The following is an 18401-nucleotide window of genomic DNA, read 5'->3' on the forward strand; positions in this document are numbered from 1 at the left end:
TAGCTTCGTCGGCAGCGTCAGATGTGTATAAGAGACAGGTTGTAGAAGAAGGGCCAGTCGCTGAAGAACAACCAGTTGTAGAAGAAGGGCCAGTCGCTAAAGAACAACCAATTGTGCAAAAAGAAGAGCCAAAACGTGAGAAAAAGCGTCATGTACCATTTAATGTTGTTATGTTGAAACAAGACAGAACGCGATTAATGGAAAGACATGCGGCTAGAACGAGTGCAATGCAATCTTCTATGAGTGAGCGAGTAGAGAATAAGCCTGTACACCAATTAGAAGAACAACCAACGCAACAAATGGTAGTAGAACCACAAGTGGAAGAGAAACCAATGCAGCAAGTGGTAGTAGAACCACAAGTGGAAGAAAAGCCAATGCAGCAAGTGGTAGTAGAGCCACAAGTGGAAGAAAAGCCAATGCAGCAAGTGGTAGTAGAACCACAAGTGGAAGAACAACCAGCGCAACAAATGGTAGTAGAATCACGAATGGAAGAACAACCAGTGCAACAAATGGTAGTAGAATCACGAGTGGAAGAAAGACCAGTACAACAAATGGTTGCAGGGCAAGTACAAAAGCCAAGTTCAAGTACAGAACCACAAGAGAAAGCATATGTTGTAAATCAAAGAGAGAACGATATGCGAAATGTATTACAAACACCACCAACATATACCGTTCCGCCATTAGCATTATTGTCAATCCCGCAACAGTCAGCGTTAGATAATACGGAATGGTTGGAAGAGCAAAAAGAATTGTTAGATACAACGTTTAATAATTTCCATGTTGGAGCACATGTTATTAATGTATCGCAAGGGCCGGCAGTAACTCGTTTTGAAGTACAGCCAGATCCAGGTGTGAAAGTAAATAAAATTACAAACTTAAGTGATGATATTAAGCTGAGTTTAGCTGCGAAAGATATTCGTATTGAAGCACCAATTCCAGGGAAGAGTGCGATTGGAATTGAAGTTCCAAATAAAGAAAGTAAGCCAGTATTTCTTCGTGAAATTTTAAGAAGTCCTGTGTTTACAAAGAGTGAATCACCACTTACTGTTGCGCTTGGACTTGATATTTCTGGTGATCCAATTGTAACGGATATTCGAAAAATGCCACACGGACTTATTGCGGGTGCAACGGGTTCTGGTAAAAGTGTGTGTATTAACGCAATTTTAACGAGTATTTTATATAAAGCGAAGCCACATGAAGTGAAGTTAATACTAATTGATCCGAAGATGGTTGAGCTTGCACCATATAATTCTGTTCCGCATCTTGTAGCACCTGTTATTACGGATGTAAAAGCAGCTACTGCTGCATTAAAGTGGGCAGTTGAAGAGATGGAACGCCGTTATGAATTGTTCGCGCATGCTGGTGCTCGTGATTTAACGCGTTATAATACGATTGTAAGCGAGCGAGAAATTCCGGGTGAGACATTGCCTTACATTGTTATCGTCATTGACGAGTTAGCTGATTTAATGATGGTGGCACCTGGTGATGTTGAGGAGGCGATTTGTCGTATTGCCCAAAAAGCTCGTGCTTGTGGTATTCACTTATTAGTTGCGACGCAGCGTCCATCGGTAGATGTTATTACAGGTTTAATTAAATCAAATATTCCAACGCGTATAGCGTTTACTGTATCATCTCAAGTTGATTCGCGTACGATTATCGATATTGGTGGCGCGGAAAAATTACTTGGCCGTGGTGATATGTTATTCTTAGGGAACGGTACATCTAAGCCAGTTCGTGTACAAGGTGTATATGTATCGGATGATGAGATTGAAAAAACAGTTGATCATGTGAAAAAGCAAATGAAGCCGAATTACTTATTTAAGCAAGAGGATTTATTAGCAAAATCAGAACAGAGTGAGTCGGAAGATGAACTATTTTTAGATGCATGTCAATTTGTTGTAGAACAAGGGGGAGCGTCCACATCTTCTGTACAGCGAAAATTCCGCATCGGTTATAATCGCGCGGCACGTCTCATTGAAGAGATGGAATCGCAAGGGATTATTTCTGAAGGAAGAGGAACGAAACCGAGAGATGTCCTTATTTCTGAGGATGAATTCGCTGCTATGCAGGAAACAAATATATAGTAAACGGTTTTGCTGTATACTAAGAGAAAATGTTGGATAGTAAAGTAGGGAGTAAAGCGACATGAAAGAAATTGAATTAAAATTAAAAGGTGAAATAAATAGACTAACAAATAGAACATTTAAATTTGACGAACGTGTTGGAGAAGGTTGGTTCTCTGCCGTTTACTTTTTAAAGACTAGAGAAATCATTGAAGAATTTCGCCCGAAAAGTATTGTAACGATGCAATTTTTCCAAAAGGAAAATGCAGTTCTTTGCGGAACAGATGAAGTAATTGCATTGCTGCAAACATTCGCTAAAAATCCTGAGGAACTTGAAATTAACTCTTTAAAAGATGGCGATAATATTAGTCCATTTGAAACAGTGTTAACAATTCATGGTCCTTATGAAAATTTCGGATTTTTAGAAGGTGTCATTGATGGGATTTTAGCTCGTCGTACATCGGTTGCGACAAACGTATATAACGTTGTCCAAGCTGCACGTAGTGTAGATAAAGAAAAACCAGTTATTTTCATGGGAGACCGTGACGATCATTATACACAACAAGCTGGTGACGGTTATGCAGCATACATCGGAGGTATGAGCGCACAAGCGACGCATGCGATGAATGAATGGTGGGGCAGAAGTGGTATGGGGACGATGCCTCACGCATTAATTCAAATGTTTAATGGTGATGTTGTGGAAGCCGCAAAAGCATATCATAAGAAATTCCCAGAAGATGAATTAGTTGTATTAATTGATTACAATAATGATGTCATTACAGATGCACTTCGCGTAGCGCGTGAATTTGGATCAACATTAAAAGGTGTGCGTGTCGATACGTCTCGTACAATGATTGATCAATACTTCATTCGTCACCCAGAAGTACTTGGAACATTCGATCCACGTGGTGTAAACCCATCGCTTGTATTTGCACTTCGTAAAGCACTTGATGAGGAAGGATTCCAGCATGTAGACATCGTTGTAACTGGTGGATTTGATGAGAAGCGTATTCGTGAATTTGAAGCTCAAAACGTGCCTGTGGATATATACGGGGTAGGAAGTAGCTTATTAAAAATGAATATTGGCTTTACTGGTGATAACGTAGAATTAAATGGAAAACCAGAAGCGAAAGCTGGCCGTAAATATCGTCCAAACCCACGTCTAGAGCGTGTTCAATTAGAAACAAGAGAAGATATGTAAAAGAGAGGAAAACTGATAGGTGATTGACCCTATCAGTTTTTCTGTTATCATAGTATAGCGGCTTCTTTTTTGCTATAATGGACTTGATATGGGCATACAAAGAAGTACGTACGAGTTTATCCTGATAAGTGAAGAGAAAGAATAACTTCACTACATCAAAATGTATGATGATTACCAAAATAAGAAAAGATTCATATACTGTCTTATAGATAGGCCGTTGTATTAGTTCGAAATGTTGGAGGTTCTTTAAGATGACAGTTTACCATTTTGTAGGAATTAAAGGAACAGGAATGAGTTCATTAGCACAAATTCTTCATGACATGAAGCATACTGTTCAAGGGTCTGATTATGAAAAGCGTTTCTTTACACAAACAGCGTTGGAAAAGCGTAATATCTCAATCCTTCCTTTTGATAAAAATAATGTTAAAGAAGGACAAGTGATTATTGCAGGAAATGCATTCCCTGATACGCATGAAGAAATCGTAGCAGCGAAAGAATTAAACATCCCAGTACATCGTTACCACCACTTTTTAGGTGACCTTATGAACCAATACACAAGTGTTGCTGTAACTGGTGCACATGGAAAAACATCAACAACAGGTTTGTTAGCCCATGTAATGCAAGGTGCACACCCGACATCTTACCTTATTGGCGATGGAACTGGGCATGGGGTAGAAAATAGTAAGTATTTTGTATTTGAAGCTTGTGAGTATCGTCGTCATTTCTTGTCTTACAATCCAGACTATGCAATTATGACAAATATTGATTTTGATCATCCAGATTATTTTGCAGACATCAATGATGTATTTGGTGCATTCCAAGAGATGGCATTGCAAGTGAAAAAGGGTATTATTGCATGTGGTGATGATGAAGAACTTCAAAAAATTCAAGCGAAAGTACCTGTTATTTTCTATGGATTTGGAGAAGATAATGATTTCCAAGCACGTAACATTCAAAAGAGAACAGATGGTACAATATTCGATGTATTCGTTCGTAATACGTACTATGACACGTTCAAAATTACAGGATACGGCAACCACAGTGTATTAAATGCATTAGCAGTAATTGCGCTTTGCCATTACGAAAATGTTGATGTAGAAGCAGTTAAACATCAATTAACAACTTTTGAAGGCGTAAAACGTCGCTTTAATGAAAAGCCGATGGGAGAGCAAGTTATCATCGATGACTACGCACACCATCCGACAGAAATTAACGCAACGATTGAAGCTGCTCGTCAAAAACACCCAGAGCGTGAAGTTGTCGCTGTATTCCAGCCACATACATTCTCACGTACAGAAAAGTTCTTAGATGAGTTCGCAGAAAGCCTAAGCAAAGCTGACCAAGTATACTTATGTGATATTTTCGGATCAGCACGTGAAAACAAAGGTGACTTAACAATCGAAGATCTGCAAAAGCGTATTGACGGTGCAGAACTAATTACAGATACAACAACGGATGTATTAAAGAAACATAAAAACGGCGTTCTAATTTTCATGGGCGCAGGAGACATCCAAAAATTCGAAGCAGCTTACGTAAAAGAAGTTCAAGTTGCAGAGAAGTAATAGAAAAGACGCATAGCTTGGCTGTGCGTCTTTTTTGTTGTGTTCATATTTTATCCCGCTATTTGTGGGCAGTAAAACTCCCACTGATTAAAGTTTCATTTTATTTGCGTATTGACCTAGAGTTAACTCTAGGTTGTAAGATAAATATGTAAAAACAAGGGGGAGAGAACATGTATAAAATCGGTGAAGTAGCAGAGTTAACAGGGATGGGGATTCATACTTTGCGCTATTATGAGAAGTTAGGTTTATTACCACCACCAACGCGAAATAGCGGCATTCGTCAGTATACAGAAGGTGATGTGCGTCTATTAAAATTCTTATATTCATTAAAGCAAACTGGAATGTCATTAGAAGAAATCGCTGAGTTTGCAAGTGATGGATGTATTATAGAGGAAATCAAGCAGCGGAAAGAGGAAGTACCTACGAAAGTAAAAAAGAGAATTTTAATTTTAACAACTCACTTAGAGCGGTTAAAAGAACAACAGGAACAATTGCAAAAAGTAGTTCAACTAACAGAAGAGAAATTAGAAATTTATTACGGTTTTTTAGAAGAGAAAAACTCGGAGGCTGACAATGAAGAATAAAGTATATGCGCAGCTGTTAGGATTTGCGATATTTACTGGTGGGACATTTAACGCTTCGAAATATGCGGTGCAGTATTTCGAAGCGATTCATATAGCGGCATGGCGCTTTGGAATTGCTGCACTTGTGATGTTATGTCTATTAAAAATACGAAAAGATTTTGAGTGGGAAGTATGGAGACAGAATAGGGCTTATTACCTTTTGCTTGGTATAGTTGGTGTATTCGGCTTTAACTTCTTTTTCTTTTTAGGAATGAAATATACAGAAGCTATGAATGGTGCACTTATTATGTCGACAAATCCGCTCGTTACGACGTTATTAGCAAGTGTCATTTTACGAGAGAAAATAGTGAAGAGCCAAGTAATTGGAATGTTACTTGCGCTACTTGGTGTTGTTTTTGTGCTTACACAAGGCTCGTTTACCGCACTACAACATTTATCATTTTCTAAAGGGGATTTTTATATTATACTAGGGAATATTTGTTGGGCGTTATACGGTGTACTAGGTAGAAGATTTATTAAAGCTGGTAGCCCAATACAAACGACGACATATACGATGACGATTGGTGCGCTTGCCTTTATTATGATATCTTCCACGCAAAAAAGTATAGTACCCGTTTCGGAGGTTCCTTTATTAGCTTGGGGAGCGATTCTCTTCATGGCAATGGGAATGAGTATGCTCGGTTACTTATGGTGGAATAATGGAATCGCTCAAATTGGTGCAGCGAGAACATCTTTATTTTTTAATTTAGTGCCTGTTGTTACAATGCTTATTTCTTTTATAGAAGGAGTAAATATAACACCCGCACAATGTATAGGGATGATATTAGTTGTTACGGGAGTATTGTATTCTTCCGGTTTTATACAAATAAAATCAAAAGAAAGTGTGAATATTTAACATTATTTATTTTGAGATGTTAGAATAATAAGAAAAAATAAAAAGGGGACTAAAAAACATGTTCACACTCCGAGTAGATGACGAAATCGAACTACAATTACTAGAAAAACATCATAAAGAGGAATTATATGAATTATTAGATCAAAATCGTAACCATTTAAGAAGATGGCTCCCTTGGGTAGATGGAACGAAATCTGCTGATGCTTATGATGAGATTTTTCCGATGTGGTTAAAGAAATTTGCAGAGGGAAACGGTTTTGAAAGTGGTATACGTTACAAAGGAAAGCTCGTTGGAATGGTAGGAATTCATCCGGTAAGCTGGGGGAAGAAAGCGACGAGTCTTGGATATTATCTTACAGAAGATGCTGGTGGGAAAGGCATTATGACGCGTAGCGTAAAGGCTGTACTTCATTATGCATTTGAAAATTTAAAGCTGAATAAAGTTGAAATCAGGTGCGGTGTTGAAAATGTGAAAAGCCGCGCGATTCCAGAACGTTTAGGGTTTACATTAGATGGTATTTTAAGAGATGATGAATGGATATATGATCATTTTCATGATATCGCTGTATATAGTTTACTAGCTTCAGAATGGAAGGATATTCGATGAACGAGAAGATTCGTATTATTCCGTATGAAAGTACGTTTCAAGAGGAAGTAGTAGATCTTATCGTTCATATTCAGCAAAAAGAGTATAATGTTCCCATTACGAAAGAAGAGCAACCTGATTTACTTGAAATAGAAACATTCTATCAAAAGGATCACGGAAACTTTTGGATAGCAATTTATGATGGTAAAGTAGTTGGAACAGTAGCTTTATTAGATATTGAGAATCATCAAGTAGCGCTAAGAAAAATGTTCGTACAAAAAGAGTTTCGTGGAAAAGAATGGGGCGCCTCACATATGTTGCTTCAAAAAGCAATTTCATGGGCTGAGGATAAAAAATTGAAGGATATTTACTTAGGAACAACAGTGAAATTTTTAGCTGCACATCGTTTTTATGAAAAGAATGGTTTTCAAAGTGTGAGTATAGACGAGTTGCCGAAAAACTTTCCAGTGTTACAGGTAGATAAGAAATTTTATAGGTACATTGTGAAAAAGGTCATGTAGAAATGGCCTTTTTTTATGAGCTAAAATGGAAAAAAATGTTATAATTTAAGTTAGGGGGTGCGTGTATGAACATTCCGATTCAAAGAAGTAAGTCGGTAGTAATTTTCGTTTGTCTCACGTTAGTTTTTATGTTCGTATATCCACTTGTCATGCTTTTCGCAAATAAAGAGCAGTGGATGTCAGCATTAATTGGGATGGGTTTATGCTTTATTGTAAATGTACCACTCGTTTGGGAAGTATTTATTAAAAAACATAAAGTAGAAAATGGCGTGCTAAAGTACGGTATTTTAAATGATGATATCGTATTGAAAGAGATAAGAATAATTCGTCAAGTTGGAAAGTCCCTTGAAATTACGACGAATGCATACAAAGTACATATGATTGCGATGCCGCAAGATATGACGCAGTTTGTATCACTTGTAGAAAAAGAAAATCCGAATGTGAAAATAGAAATGGTAGGGAAGAAATGAAATATGTAAAACCTTTGTTTTGCTTGGAAATTTTGTTCGTGATTGTTGGCTGCACTAGAGTATATATGAAATGGGATCTGCCTTTATATGTTCCGATATTGATTGGTACTATTGCAGTGGCGCTTTTGTATTATTTTCACTTCCAGCAAACAAAAAGCGAGAAAAGTAGCTCAATATAGAGTGAAGATAAAAAAACGCTCGGATAAAATCCCGAGCGTTTTTGTTATTATTTTAAGTTCTCTGGGTTTAAAGCTTCTAGTTCAGATACAACGAAGCGTCCGTCTTTACGGATTAGTACGTCGTCGAAGTAAATTTCGCCGCCGCCATATTCAGGGCGCTGGATGCATACTAAATCCCAGTGGATGTTAGAGTTGTTGCCGTTCCATGCATCGTCGTAAGCCTGTCCAGGAGTGAAATGGAAGCTGCCATCGATTTTTTCATCGAATAGGATGTCTCCCATTGGATGTAAGATGTATGGGTTTACGCCAATTGCGAATTCACCAACGTAGCGTGCACCTTCGTCTGTATCAAAGATTTTGTTAATGCGCTCTGAATCGTTTGCAGTTGCTTCAACGATTTGGCCGTTCTCAAACTTAAGTTGTACATTTTCAAATGTATAACCGTTGTAAGGAGATGGTGTGTTGTAAGAAACTGTACCGTTAACAGAATCACGAACTGGTGCAGAGTATACTTCACCGTCTGGAATGTTTAAATGACCTGAGCATTTAATAGCTGGAATGTCTTTAATAGAGAATGTTAAGTCAGTTCCAGGACCAGTTAGGCGAACTTTATCTGTTTTATTCATTAATGTAACAAGGCTATCCATCGCCTTATCCATTTTACCGTAGTCTAAGTTACATACTTCGAAGTAGAAGTCTTCGAAAGCTTCTGTGCTCATTTTAGCAAGCTGTGCCATAGAAGCATTTGGGTAGCGAAGAACAACCCAGCGTGTTTTCGGAACACGGATGTCTCTATGAACTTTTTTACCAACTGTTTGACCGTGAACTTTCATGCGCTCACTTGGAACGTCAGCTTGTTCGTTAATGTTGTCGCCAGAGCGAAGCCCGATATAAGCGTCCATATCTTTCATTACGCTCGCTTCATATGCGGCGATTTGTTCGAAATGTTCTTCAGTAGCACCCATTAATAAAGAGCGATCTACTTGATGATCTTTTAAAGAAACGAATGGGAAACCACCAGCTGCATATGCTTCTTTTACAAGTGCAGTTACAAGTTCTTTTTGTAAGCCAAAGTTTTCAATTAATACTTTCTCGCCTTTTTGTAAGCGAATAGAGTAGTTAATTAAATTGTATGCTAACTTTTCAATGCGTGGATCTTTCATATGTAAAGCCTCCCTACTAATTATGTATCCTTTCTTATTGTAACCTACTTAGTGGAATTTGTTGAATCATTTATGTTAAAGTTAACGAATAAGTATGAAAATTCTAATGAAAAGATAGGGATTAGAATGAAACGGAAAATGATTGTATAATAGGATAAAGTATGAAAAAAGATAAAGGAAGTGATGAAATGCAAGTTCTTTTATATGTAAGTGCGGCTATTATCGCGGTTGCTTTTGCCGTATTAGTAGTGTATGTATGTAGAACGTTGTTATCGGTTCAGAAGACGTTAGAAAACGTTGCGAGCACGTTAGAAGGTTTAGAAAAGCAAATGCAAGGAATTAGCGTAGAGACGGAGCAATTATTACATAAAACAAATGCGTTAGCTGATGATATTCAACAGAAGTCGCAATCATTAAATAAAGTGGTAGCAGGTGTAGATGGAATTGGAACAACAATCCATTCTTTAAATACGAAACTTCGTAATGTATCAGAGTCTGTTACGGACGAAATTGAAAATAATGCAGATAAAGTAGCGCAAGTTGTACAGTGGAGTAGTGCAGCGATTGAAGTATACAATCATTACCGTGCATCGAGACAAGAGAAGAAGGTTGAAAAAGAAGAGCGTAAATTAGAAAAAATTGAGAAAAAAGCTGAAAAGAACGAGAAGCGCTCTAGATTTCGTATGAGAGGTGAATCTTGATGAATATGACAAAACTTGAAACAATTGAAGAGCTTGAAGTCTTAGTAGAAAAGAACGAGCCTTATGTTCTTTTTAAACATAGTACGACATGCCCGATTAGTCATGGTGCATACACAGAGTTTCAAGCGTACTGCAATGAAGAAAGAGAAGTACCAGCGTATTACTTATACGTGCAAGATGCGAGAGATGTTTCGAATCGTGTTGCAGAACAGTACAGTATTAAGCACGAATCACCACAAGTGTTATACATAAAAGATGGGCTAGTAGTATGGAATACTTCTCATTGGAATATTAAAAAAGATGCTTTAGAAGAGAATATAAAGTAAAAAGAAGCAAGCTAAAGGTGCTTGCTTCTTTTTTTTGTTTTTGTTGAAATATATTTAATGGTACACTATGAATAGTTCAAACTAAATAATTAGATTGTTGAAAGTGGGTTTTAAGTAATGAAGAAAATGGCATTATCCTTCGCAGTCGTAAGCTTATTACTGGGAGCTTGTAGTAATAATACGATTAGCAAGAAGGATGAAGTTATACAAAAAGATACAAAAGAAAAAAGTATGATTCCGAGAACTGCTGTTTCTAAGGATTATTATAGAACTGTTATTCCTTTAAAAGAACAAAAGGTTATTAATACAGCTAATATAAAAACAAATTCTAAATTAGATTTAGCAGAGTATGAAAATGGTTTAATGAATATTGCAATGCAACAATTTGATACAGAAAATCACGTATTACAATTAAATCAGTATATTCCAGAGAAGTTAATTGATGAACTAGTCGCGAAAGTAGAAGCACCAGTTTTAACGAATATTATAGAACAAGACTATTTCGGGAAACAGAATTCAAATGAATTAAGTTTATCTGGTGTCATGATTGGTTTATCTATGTCTACAAGTGTATCAAATGAAGAAGCCATTTCTAAAGGTACAGAAGTTGCTAAACAACTTATAGAAGCTATTAATAAAAATGATAAATATAACAAATCTCCAATTACGTTTGCTATTTTTAAACAAGAAAGTACAAGTTCGTTAAAAAATGGTACGTATATTGCTAGTGCTACCGTTCAAAAAAATGATACGAACCTTGGAAGTTGGAATACAATCGATGAAAAAGCGTATTCATATCCTTCTGATGAATTTACACAAGCACATGGAGAAGATAATACAAAAATAAGTGAATTTGGTAAGGCAATAAAAGAGTTTTCTCCTGGAGATTTTATCCCAGTTAATGCTAAAGTTACTTATAAGAAAAATCAAATGGATACATTAAATATGAATATTGTTATTAAATATAATGGTAAAACAGAATTAATGGCTCTTACTCAAATGGCTGCTCAAGGTATGTTAGAGAAATTGCCTAAAGATGCGAAAGTACAATTACAAATAAAGTCCGAGAGTAAAATCGAGGCAGTTATTGTAAAAGAGAAAAACAGCGATAAACCGTTTGTTTCCTTCTTGTAAAAAAAAAGACAGTTTTAAACTGTCTTTTTTTATTGTGAGTGAAAATGTTCGATGTTTTTTTATAGTAATTCATTGCGGTATATCGTGTGATAATTGAATGTGTACCAGCTATAATAAATTGCCTTTATGTGAACAAGGTATTCGCACGTATGAAAGAGCGACGTGTAATACGATTAATATCTCCGCTGTATCGATTTTAAAGAAAGAAACACATTTACCTATCGTTGTCGATGTTACGCATTCTACAGGGCAACGTGACCTTCTGCCACCAGCTGCAAAAGCAGCGATGGCAATTGGTGCAGATGCAGCGCAGCAAATGAATATCTCACAGTTCAATGACTTTATGAAAGAATTAAAAGTATTTGGAAGTAAATCACAAAAAAGAAATAAGCATTCTAAAAAACATTTTGGAACAGTTTCCTCTCTATTATATAGTGCCTGTTGTGTTCGATTTTTGTTGGTAAATCGATATGTTTAAAAAATTGTTCATATAATTTGAGTTGCAATCGATATATGCGAAAAATCGCTCATATAATTTGAGTTGTGGTCGAAATATGCGGATAATTGCCGATATAATTTGAGGTGTGGTCAATATATTTGAAAAATCGCTCATATCAATTTCATTTACTATCGTACGGTTTAAAATAAGGTTTCTACTTATGAAACATCTATATTTTTACAAAAAATACCCTTTTTTTCATAAAAAATACGAAAATACGAGAAAAGAAGCGAATTTTTTCGAAACTTTTGCGGGAAAATATTGTATGAGCCTGCGTTTTTATCGTATCATTAGTAAAAGGAAGAACTCGGGACGATTGGTGGCATCTGCAAATAGAGTTGATGTCTTTTTTTCATTCAAGTAACCGATACATAAAAATAGATAACAAAAATAGAAGGAGTGTGCGATGAGATGAACGTAACAATCTATGATGTAGCGCGCGAAGCGAACGTTTCAATGGCTACCGTATCTCGCGTTGTGAACGGTAACCCAAATGTAAAGCCTACAACAAGAAAGAAAGTATTAGAAGCAATTGATCGTTTAGGATACCGCCCAAATGCGGTAGCACGTGGACTAGCAAGTAAGAAGACAACTACAGTGGGTGTTATTATTCCTGATATCTCAAATACGTTTTATGCAGAACTTGCTCGTGGAATTGAAGATATCGCAACAATGTACAAATATAACATCATTTTAAGTAACTCTGACCAAAACAAAGAGAAAGAGTTCCATTTATTAAATACGATGCTTGGAAAACAAGTAGACGGAATTGTTTTCATGGGTGAAGATATTACAGACATTCACATTGAAGAATTTAAAAAGTCTCCAGTACCGATTGTATTAGCAGCATCATTTGATGAGCAAAATGAAACGCCATCAGTAAATATTGATTATACACAAGCAGCTTACGATGCAATGAAGCACTTTATTGAGCAAGGACATAAACGTATTGGTTTCGTCTCTGGTCCTTTCATTGATAAAGCGGGAAGCGCTAAAAAGTTACAAGGTTATAAAAAAGCTTTAGAAGAAGCAAGTATTTCATATGATGAAAATCTTGTAATCGATGGAGATTACACATATGATTCAGGTATCGAAGCATTCGAAAAGCTTTGGAGTATGGATGAAAAGCCAACAGCTATCTTCGTATCTTCTGATGAAATGGCACTAGGTGTAATCCACGCAGCTCAAGATGCTGGATTAAACGTACCAACTGATATAGAAGTACTTGGTTTCGATAATACACGCCTTGCACTAATGGTACGCCCGCAGCTTTCAACAGTTGTACAGCCAATGTATGATATCGGTGCAGTAGCAATGCGTTTATTAACAAAGTATATGAACAAAGAAAAAGTGGAAGATCACACTGTTATCTTACCTCACCGTATCCAATTTAGAGATTCAACGAAGTAAGTATAAAAAAGCTCACAGCAATTGCTGTGAGCTTTTATTCGTATTCAGGATAGTATTTTTTAACTACTGTATCTACAGTTTCATTTTTCTTAACGTGTAAAAATCTTGCGTACAATTCTTTTCCTGTCTCAAATGGCGTTTCATCTAACTCAAAAACATGAAGTACTTTTTGAAACTTCCATGTTACTTGTTGATCGTATACATTATCGTACGTATCTTCTGATTGTATAGCGATCTTTTTCCCTAGATCATGAGCTTCCTCTAAACTGTTCGCTTTAACGAGAATGATACTTTCTTCAAAAAGCGTATCGTGATTCTCTTCATAATGCTCATCTATCTTACTAGGATTAGGCTCACCTGAATGAACAGATTCAAACAATAATTTTACAGCGTACATTTGGGAAATCTCCTCATGCCGAATGTTTCACTTTATAAACAATACTTGCTACAAGTGAAGCTGGTATTGTAAATACGTTACTTTGATAATGGTAATGTACTTGGGATTCTTCATAAGATATTTTGTCGTATAGTTCATTTTGTGCGACATTCATTTTTTGCTGTTTTTCTTTGAACATCTTAATGTAGTTATACTGTATTGGGACGAGAATGATAAAATAGGCTAATACGATTAGTGAAATCCATATCATTATGAACACTCCCTTACAAAGAATATTTCTATATAACAATTATATCAACAAAAGGGAAAAATAACCATTTATTTGTAACGAAATCGATTTTCTTTCTGCAATGTTATTCTAGGCTATAATATAGAATAGGATCCCTTGTTATATGTCACATAAGTGCAAATTCAACTATTATAGGGCAATGTCATGTATAATAGAAAGAAAAGGTTTGTGAGGGGGGAGAAAAGATGATCATTCTTTGGATAATTACGCTTTGCACGACTGCTTTTTTTGCATATATGACGTTAAAACAAAATGGCTTAAAGCGATTTGTTCCAGGAAGTATTCTTGCAGGAATTGCCCTTATCACGTATGTAATTTCTATTTTTACTGAAAGTGTATCAGTGGACATGAGCACAAGTTTAATGTTCATCGGTATTACACTATTTGCAGGTAGTATTATGGTACTTATGGTTGCTGGTATTATTTTATTTATTCATATGAATTCGGAAACGTTATAACATATAAAAAAGGCATGTCCCGAGAGGGGCATGCCTTTTTATCCGTTCAATTATGCTCTATCTTTAGAAGAGTTTTGTTGTTTTAATAAGTCGCGAATTTCGCTAAGAAGAACTTCTTCTTTTGTTGGTTCTGGAATTTCTTCCTCTTTTTCTTCTTCTCTTTTAGAAGTTAGTTTGTTGAATACTTTAACAAACATAAAGATAGCAGCTGCAATAATTAAGAAGTCAAAAATTGTTTGTATGAAGTTACCATACATAATAGATGACTTACCAAATGTGATTTTTAAATCTGTAAAGTCAACGCCACCTAATACCATACCAAGTAATGGTGTGATGATATCTTTTACTAAAGAACTAACGATTTTACCGAATGCAGCACCGATTACAACCCCGACAGCTAAATCAATTACATTCCCTTTGAAAGCGAACTTTTTAAACTCGTTCCACATGTGTTAATCCCATCCTTTCCACGTTTCATTATGAAATTTATAATTCCTATCAACATATTCTATAGAAATTTACGAGAGAAATAAAGGGAAAATGGGAATGAAAGTAAATTCTGAAAAATGTATCCGTTTTAATTTTTATTTACATCGTCAAGTAGAGTTTGTAGCATTTGTTGCGTTTTTAATCCTTCCAATCCATCTACAACAGGCTTCGTATCTCCGTGTACACATTCAATAAAATGATGAACAGCATCTTCAAAACCACGCTGCTTTAACGTCGTTTCCCATGAGGGAGAACCGCTTTGTGAAACGGAATTTTCCTCTTCAATTTCAAATGTATTCATATTTTTTACGCGAATGATTTTTCCTGCTGTTACAAGTTCAATTTGTTCTAAATTTGTACCAGCGTGGCGGTGCATCGCTGTTGAAAGTAATAGTCCGTTTGTTGTTGTATATGTATGATGGCCGTAAAGAAGTTCATTTTTTTCATTTATTTGCATCATATTATGAACGACGTTAAGGTCATCATTAGCTAACCAACGAGCAGTATCTACAATATGTAAGTAATCATCTAACATAGTAAAGTCGTACGTATTTGGCCCAACTTTATTTGTACGGTGTTTTTCAATTCGAATCCATGAAATAGTATTAGCTTGTTCTTTTGCAGCAACGTACATAGGAACGAAGCGGCGGTTAAATCCGACCATTAACTTTCGATTGTACTTTTCGCTCAATTCGACTAGTTTTTCAGCTTGTTCTACTGTAGCTGCTAACGGCTTATCTACATAAACATCGATTCCTTTTTCAAGAAGTGTAGAAACGATTTCATAATGTGTAGCAGTGGAACTATGAACGAAAACTGCATCACATTCTGAAGCTAACGTTTCAATAGAATGAAAGTCTTGAATCCGATATTGCTGACAAATTTGTTTTCTTTTTTCCGCGTTAGGTGTAAACGCCCCAACAAAGTGCCAATCTAATTCTTTTGTAAGTGTTGGAAGATATGCCTTTTGTGCAATACTTCCAAGTCCAATCATCCCAATTTTAGGTTTATTCATTTGTATTCCCACCCTATCAATATTGATGTAACGGGTTAAATGTAGCATAGGGCGGGGGAGGAAGGCAAAGGTTAGCTTTTTACTTACGTCCTTCTACTAGAATCTTCTCTATCTCTTCAAAATTATGAGCACGAGCATGCTCTAGTGGGGTGACACCATCATTATCGGGAATGTTTACATCTGCGCCGTGTTCAATGAGTAGGCGAATGACTTGTTGTTGTGTTTCATCGCCGTCACTTAGTACGATAGCTTCCATTAAAGCTGTCCATCCGAGATTATTGACATGGTTTACATCGATATTTGTTCGCGTGAGGAGTTCTTTTATAACAGTAATATAGCCATGTTCTGAGGCTGGGATAAGAGCTGTTCCACCGTAACGATTCGTAAGTGCTGGATCCGCACCAGCATCAATTGTTAGTTTTAAAATGTCTAAGTAACCTTCCGCACCGGCGTATAGAAATGGATTGTTTTTTATATTATCTTGGATATTTACATCGGCGCCAGCATCGATAAGAGCTTTCGCGGTCTTTATATCATTTTTGTATGTGGCAATCATAAGCGGGGTGCGTCCTTGACTATCCGTTGCATTTATATTTGCTCCTTGTTTTAATAAAGATATAACAGTGTTCGTTTCGTTTTTGTCAGTAGCTGCTAGTAGTGCAGTCTCCATGTTTGTCATCTCCTTTTTTACTTCTTGTTCTTGCGAGCATCCTTGTAAAAAAATTACACAACATATCATGCTTAATGTTTTTTTGAACATGGAATTTCAACCTCCTAATTTCAACTGTAAAATAAGAACATTAAATTTTTATAAACTGACGCTAAAATTACTATAAAATCGCTTGAGTAATTGAACATATATTTTTATGCTTATGAATATGAAGTTTGAATCAATCGGGCGTTTACGGGTAGCCCGACTTGCACCTAACTTTTTGTTTCAACTGAATTTTGAGGTGGAAGTCTTACTGTCCACAAATAGAGTGATAAAGTGAGGCTGTAAATGATGTCTATTAAAACAAGGTTTTTATTTTCTTATATCGCTGTTATTCTCGTCTCCATTACGCTTATTTTAGTTGCGGGATTTTTAATTGTATTTTCCATAACAGGTGACTTGGAAGCAGTGAAAAATTTTTATAAAAGTTCTTATATTCAAAAGCCGCTGACTCCAGAAGAAGAGAATGCGTATCTTGAATTGAAAGGAGCGGCAAAGCAACATCAATATCAACTATTAGATGAATCGTTCGTTGCATCACTTGAAAAAGAAGGTGTGAAAATAGTTGTAAGAAAGGGAGAAACCATTTCTTATGCTACAAAGGGTTTTGAAAGTTCGACCGTAACAGAAGCCCTTCCGAAATTTGAAGCAGCAAATATTAATAGTCGTGGTACAACGGAACTAGGCGATACATTTTATCGATATGTAAAATTTGATTTTTCTTTTCAAAATAATGAAGAAGGGAGTATATTTGTACTAAAAAAGCAAAGTTCGTTTGTAGATCTTACACAAAAATTATTTCCGATTTTGTTCGTAGCACTTTTATTGTTAGCCATTTTGCTCATTGGGTTAGTAAGTTATTTCGTCTCAAAAAGTGTGATAAAACCAATCTTTGTATTGAAAGATGCGACGGAGAGAATTAAAGAAGGGAATTTAGAATTTCAAATTCCAGTTACATCGCATGATGAAATAGGTCAATTGAATCAAGGGTTTGAGGAAATGAGGAAGAAGTTAAAAGAGTCGATTGAAGTACAAACGCAGTATGAAGAAAATCGAAAAGAGCTCATTTCAAACATCTCCCATGATTTGAAAACACCGATTACATCTATTATCGGATATGTGGAAGGAATAAAGGACGGGGTAGCAAATACCCCGGAGAAAATGGATAAGTATTTAACAACGATTCATACGAAAGCAAAACATATGGATACACTCATTGATGAACTATTTTTATTTTCGAAGCTCGATTTAAATCGAGTCCCATTCCAGTTTGAAACAGTTGAATTAAATATGTTTATGCAGGAATTAATAGAAGAGATGCAGATGGATTTAAGTGAAGAAGGTATAGAAGTGTACTTACAATTACATCCATCACCACTATATGTAACGGCTGATTGCGAAAAGATAAATAGAGTGATATCAAATTTAATTCATAATAGTGTGAAATACATGGATAAAGAAGAGCAAAAAATTGCTGTAACAGTATCGAGTGATAACGATAAAGTTATTGTGAAAGTGATGGACAATGGATCAGGTATAGAATCTGATACACTTCCTTATATTTTTGAACGGTTTTATCGTGCAGAGCAATCTCGAAACTCTAGCACAGGTGGAAGTGGACTTGGTTTAGCGATTGCGAAGCAAATTGTGGAAGAACATGGCGGAGAAATTTGGGCGGAAAGCGAGCCTAGAGAAGGCACAAGCATTTTCTTCTCATTGGAAAAAGTAGAGAAATGTGGTGAGTAAA

21 protein-coding genes and 1 pseudogene are annotated in these 18401 nt (G+C 36.1%); 16 read left to right on the top strand and 6 right to left on the bottom strand.

The window, feature by feature from the left end; translation table 11 throughout:
* The 9 genes from JDS92_RS20570 to JDS92_RS20610 form a co-directional block, all read left to right on the top strand.
* A partial coding sequence (locus tag JDS92_RS20570) for a DNA translocase FtsK (protein WP_274606223.1) occupies positions 1–2084 on the top strand: 2084 nt, incomplete at its 5' end.
* A gap of 61 nt (positions 2085–2145) precedes the next feature.
* Positions 2146–3264 (top strand): nicotinate phosphoribosyltransferase, encoded by a 1119-nt coding sequence (locus tag JDS92_RS20575; protein ID WP_000658377.1) that lies wholly within the window; start codon positions 2146–2148, stop codon positions 3262–3264.
* A 251-nt stretch (positions 3265–3515) separates the two neighbouring features.
* Positions 3516–4826 carry a UDP-N-acetylmuramate--L-alanine ligase gene (gene murC / locus JDS92_RS20580; RefSeq protein WP_000219460.1) on the top strand — a complete coding sequence of 437 codons (1311 nt, stop codon included), beginning with the start codon at positions 3516–3518 and terminating at the stop codon, positions 4824–4826.
* A 170-nt stretch (positions 4827–4996) separates the two neighbouring features.
* Positions 4997–5410, top strand: a complete 414-nt coding sequence (locus tag JDS92_RS20585; RefSeq protein WP_000276596.1) for a MerR family transcriptional regulator — start codon at positions 4997–4999, stop codon at positions 5408–5410.
* Positions 5400–6305: a DMT family transporter gene (locus tag JDS92_RS20590; protein ID WP_199632448.1), complete on the top strand. Its 906-nt coding sequence runs from the start codon at positions 5400–5402 to the stop codon at positions 6303–6305. Before JDS92_RS20585 ends, JDS92_RS20590 begins: the two co-directional genes overlap by 11 nt.
* 58 nt (positions 6306–6363) lie before the next feature.
* Positions 6364–6912 (top strand): GNAT family N-acetyltransferase, encoded by a 549-nt coding sequence (locus tag JDS92_RS20595; protein WP_000494651.1) that lies wholly within the window; start codon positions 6364–6366, stop codon positions 6910–6912.
* On the top strand, positions 6909–7412 hold the full coding sequence (locus tag JDS92_RS20600; RefSeq protein WP_098911640.1) for a GNAT family N-acetyltransferase: 504 nt from the start codon (positions 6909–6911) through the stop codon (positions 7410–7412). The genes JDS92_RS20595 and JDS92_RS20600 overlap by 4 nt, the downstream gene beginning before the upstream one ends.
* A gap of 65 nt (positions 7413–7477) precedes the next feature.
* Complete coding sequence (locus tag JDS92_RS20605; protein ID WP_001025038.1) at positions 7478–7882, top strand: PH domain-containing protein; 405 nt, start codon at positions 7478–7480, stop codon at positions 7880–7882.
* Positions 7879–8061, top strand: coding sequence for a hypothetical protein (locus JDS92_RS20610; protein ID WP_081339638.1), 183 nt, complete (start codon positions 7879–7881; stop codon positions 8059–8061). The genes JDS92_RS20605 and JDS92_RS20610 overlap by 4 nt, the downstream gene beginning before the upstream one ends.
* A gap of 47 nt (positions 8062–8108) precedes the next feature.
* Here the strand turns inward: JDS92_RS20610 and JDS92_RS20615 are convergent, their stop codons facing one another.
* On the bottom strand, positions 8109–9224 hold the full coding sequence (locus JDS92_RS20615) for an aminopeptidase (RefSeq protein WP_000654730.1): 1116 nt from the start codon (positions 9222–9224) through the stop codon (positions 8109–8111).
* 188 nt (positions 9225–9412) lie between these two features.
* On the opposite strand from JDS92_RS20615, the gene JDS92_RS20620 reads away from it, so the two are divergent.
* The 5 genes and pseudogenes from JDS92_RS20620 (at position 9413) to ccpA (ending at position 13294) form a co-directional block, all read left to right on the top strand.
* Positions 9413–9925, top strand: coding sequence for a DUF948 domain-containing protein (locus tag JDS92_RS20620; protein ID WP_033657337.1), 513 nt, complete (start codon positions 9413–9415; stop codon positions 9923–9925).
* Positions 9925–10251, top strand: a complete 327-nt coding sequence (ytxJ, locus tag JDS92_RS20625; protein ID WP_001057464.1) for a bacillithiol system redox-active protein YtxJ — start codon at positions 9925–9927, stop codon at positions 10249–10251. Before JDS92_RS20620 ends, ytxJ begins: the two co-directional genes overlap by 1 nt.
* Positions 10252–10368: 117 nt before the next feature.
* Positions 10369–11385 (top strand): CamS family sex pheromone protein, encoded by a 1017-nt coding sequence (locus JDS92_RS20630; RefSeq protein WP_000738035.1) that lies wholly within the window; start codon positions 10369–10371, stop codon positions 11383–11385.
* Between the two features lie 121 nt (positions 11386–11506).
* A pseudogene (locus tag JDS92_RS20635) lies at positions 11507–11758 on the top strand (bifunctional 3-deoxy-7-phosphoheptulonate synthase/chorismate mutase); the annotation flags it as partial.
* A gap of 537 nt (positions 11759–12295) precedes the next feature.
* Positions 12296–13294 (top strand): catabolite control protein A, encoded by a 999-nt coding sequence (gene ccpA / locus JDS92_RS20640; RefSeq protein ID WP_001103299.1) that lies wholly within the window; start codon positions 12296–12298, stop codon positions 13292–13294.
* A gap of 34 nt (positions 13295–13328) precedes the next feature.
* On the opposite strand, the gene JDS92_RS20645 is transcribed toward ccpA, so the two are convergent.
* Together JDS92_RS20645 and JDS92_RS20650 are read right to left on the bottom strand one after the other, a co-directional pair.
* Positions 13329–13691 (bottom strand): DUF4288 domain-containing protein, encoded by a 363-nt coding sequence (locus JDS92_RS20645; protein WP_000271414.1) that lies wholly within the window; start codon positions 13689–13691, stop codon positions 13329–13331.
* Between the two features lie 13 nt (positions 13692–13704).
* The gene (locus JDS92_RS20650) at positions 13705–13941 is read right to left on the bottom strand and encodes a DUF3949 domain-containing protein (protein ID WP_098055571.1); all 237 of its coding nucleotides are present in this window, start codon (positions 13939–13941) and stop codon (positions 13705–13707) included.
* A gap of 224 nt (positions 13942–14165) precedes the next feature.
* Between JDS92_RS20650 and JDS92_RS20655 the strand changes: the two genes are divergently transcribed.
* Entirely contained in the window at positions 14166–14438 is a 273-nt protein-coding gene (locus JDS92_RS20655) for a DUF3917 domain-containing protein (protein ID WP_000585028.1), read from the top strand.
* 50 nt (positions 14439–14488) lie between these two features.
* Here JDS92_RS20655 and mscL read toward each other — a convergent pair whose 3' ends face one another.
* The 3 genes from mscL to JDS92_RS20670 all read right to left on the bottom strand — a co-directional run bounded on the left by mscL (position 14489) and on the right by JDS92_RS20670 (position 16702).
* A complete protein-coding gene (gene mscL, locus JDS92_RS20660) occupies positions 14489–14887 on the bottom strand; it encodes a large-conductance mechanosensitive channel protein MscL (RefSeq protein WP_199632449.1) in 399 nt (132 codons plus the stop codon).
* Between the two features lie 128 nt (positions 14888–15015).
* Entirely contained in the window at positions 15016–15942 is a 927-nt protein-coding gene (locus JDS92_RS20665) for a Gfo/Idh/MocA family protein (RefSeq protein WP_098711739.1), read from the bottom strand.
* A gap of 79 nt (positions 15943–16021) precedes the next feature.
* Positions 16022–16702, bottom strand: a complete 681-nt coding sequence (locus JDS92_RS20670) for an ankyrin repeat domain-containing protein (RefSeq protein WP_087951003.1) — start codon at positions 16700–16702, stop codon at positions 16022–16024.
* A 243-nt stretch (positions 16703–16945) separates the two neighbouring features.
* On the opposite strand from JDS92_RS20670, the gene JDS92_RS20675 reads away from it, so the two are divergent.
* The gene (locus JDS92_RS20675) at positions 16946–18400 is read left to right on the top strand and encodes a sensor histidine kinase (RefSeq protein ID WP_033665776.1); all 1455 of its coding nucleotides are present in this window, start codon (positions 16946–16948) and stop codon (positions 18398–18400) included.
* Position 18401 lies beyond the last annotated feature (1 nt).

This window comes from Bacillus cereus group sp. N12 (assembly GCF_016483575.1).
Classification (GTDB): domain Bacteria; phylum Bacillota; class Bacilli; order Bacillales; family Bacillaceae_G; genus Bacillus_A; species Bacillus_A toyonensis.

Bases quoted from the DNA above. Each gene is read 5' to 3' on its own strand.
- JDS92_RS20575 (WP_000658377.1), top strand. From the start codon at position 2,146: ATGAAAGAAATTGAATTAAAATTAAAAGGTGAAATAAATAGACTAACA.
- murC (WP_000219460.1), top strand. From the start codon at position 3,516: ATGACAGTTTACCATTTTGTAGGAATTAAAGGAACAGGAATGAGTTCA.
- JDS92_RS20585 (WP_000276596.1), top strand. From the start codon at position 4,997: ATGTATAAAATCGGTGAAGTAGCAGAGTTAACAGGGATGGGGATTCAT.
- JDS92_RS20590 (WP_199632448.1), top strand. From the start codon at position 5,400: ATGAAGAATAAAGTATATGCGCAGCTGTTAGGATTTGCGATATTTACT.
- JDS92_RS20595 (WP_000494651.1), top strand. From the start codon at position 6,364: ATGTTCACACTCCGAGTAGATGACGAAATCGAACTACAATTACTAGAA.
- JDS92_RS20600 (WP_098911640.1), top strand. From the start codon at position 6,909: ATGAACGAGAAGATTCGTATTATTCCGTATGAAAGTACGTTTCAAGAG.
- JDS92_RS20605 (WP_001025038.1), top strand. From the start codon at position 7,478: ATGAACATTCCGATTCAAAGAAGTAAGTCGGTAGTAATTTTCGTTTGT.
- JDS92_RS20610 (WP_081339638.1), top strand. From the start codon at position 7,879: ATGAAATATGTAAAACCTTTGTTTTGCTTGGAAATTTTGTTCGTGATT.
- JDS92_RS20615 (WP_000654730.1), bottom strand. From the start codon at position 9,224: ATGAAAGATCCACGCATTGAAAAGTTAGCATACAATTTAATTAACTAC.
- JDS92_RS20620 (WP_033657337.1), top strand. From the start codon at position 9,413: ATGCAAGTTCTTTTATATGTAAGTGCGGCTATTATCGCGGTTGCTTTT.
- ytxJ (WP_001057464.1), top strand. From the start codon at position 9,925: ATGAATATGACAAAACTTGAAACAATTGAAGAGCTTGAAGTCTTAGTA.
- JDS92_RS20630 (WP_000738035.1), top strand. From the start codon at position 10,369: ATGAAGAAAATGGCATTATCCTTCGCAGTCGTAAGCTTATTACTGGGA.
- ccpA (WP_001103299.1), top strand. From the start codon at position 12,296: ATGAACGTAACAATCTATGATGTAGCGCGCGAAGCGAACGTTTCAATG.
- JDS92_RS20645 (WP_000271414.1), bottom strand. From the start codon at position 13,691: ATGTACGCTGTAAAATTATTGTTTGAATCTGTTCATTCAGGTGAGCCT.
- JDS92_RS20650 (WP_098055571.1), bottom strand. From the start codon at position 13,941: ATGATATGGATTTCACTAATCGTATTAGCCTATTTTATCATTCTCGTC.
- JDS92_RS20655 (WP_000585028.1), top strand. From the start codon at position 14,166: ATGATCATTCTTTGGATAATTACGCTTTGCACGACTGCTTTTTTTGCA.
- mscL (WP_199632449.1), bottom strand. From the start codon at position 14,887: ATGTGGAACGAGTTTAAAAAGTTCGCTTTCAAAGGGAATGTAATTGAT.
- JDS92_RS20665 (WP_098711739.1), bottom strand. From the start codon at position 15,942: ATGAATAAACCTAAAATTGGGATGATTGGACTTGGAAGTATTGCACAA.
- JDS92_RS20670 (WP_087951003.1), bottom strand. From the start codon at position 16,702: ATGTTCAAAAAAACATTAAGCATGATATGTTGTGTAATTTTTTTACAA.
- JDS92_RS20675 (WP_033665776.1), top strand. From the start codon at position 16,946: ATGTCTATTAAAACAAGGTTTTTATTTTCTTATATCGCTGTTATTCTC.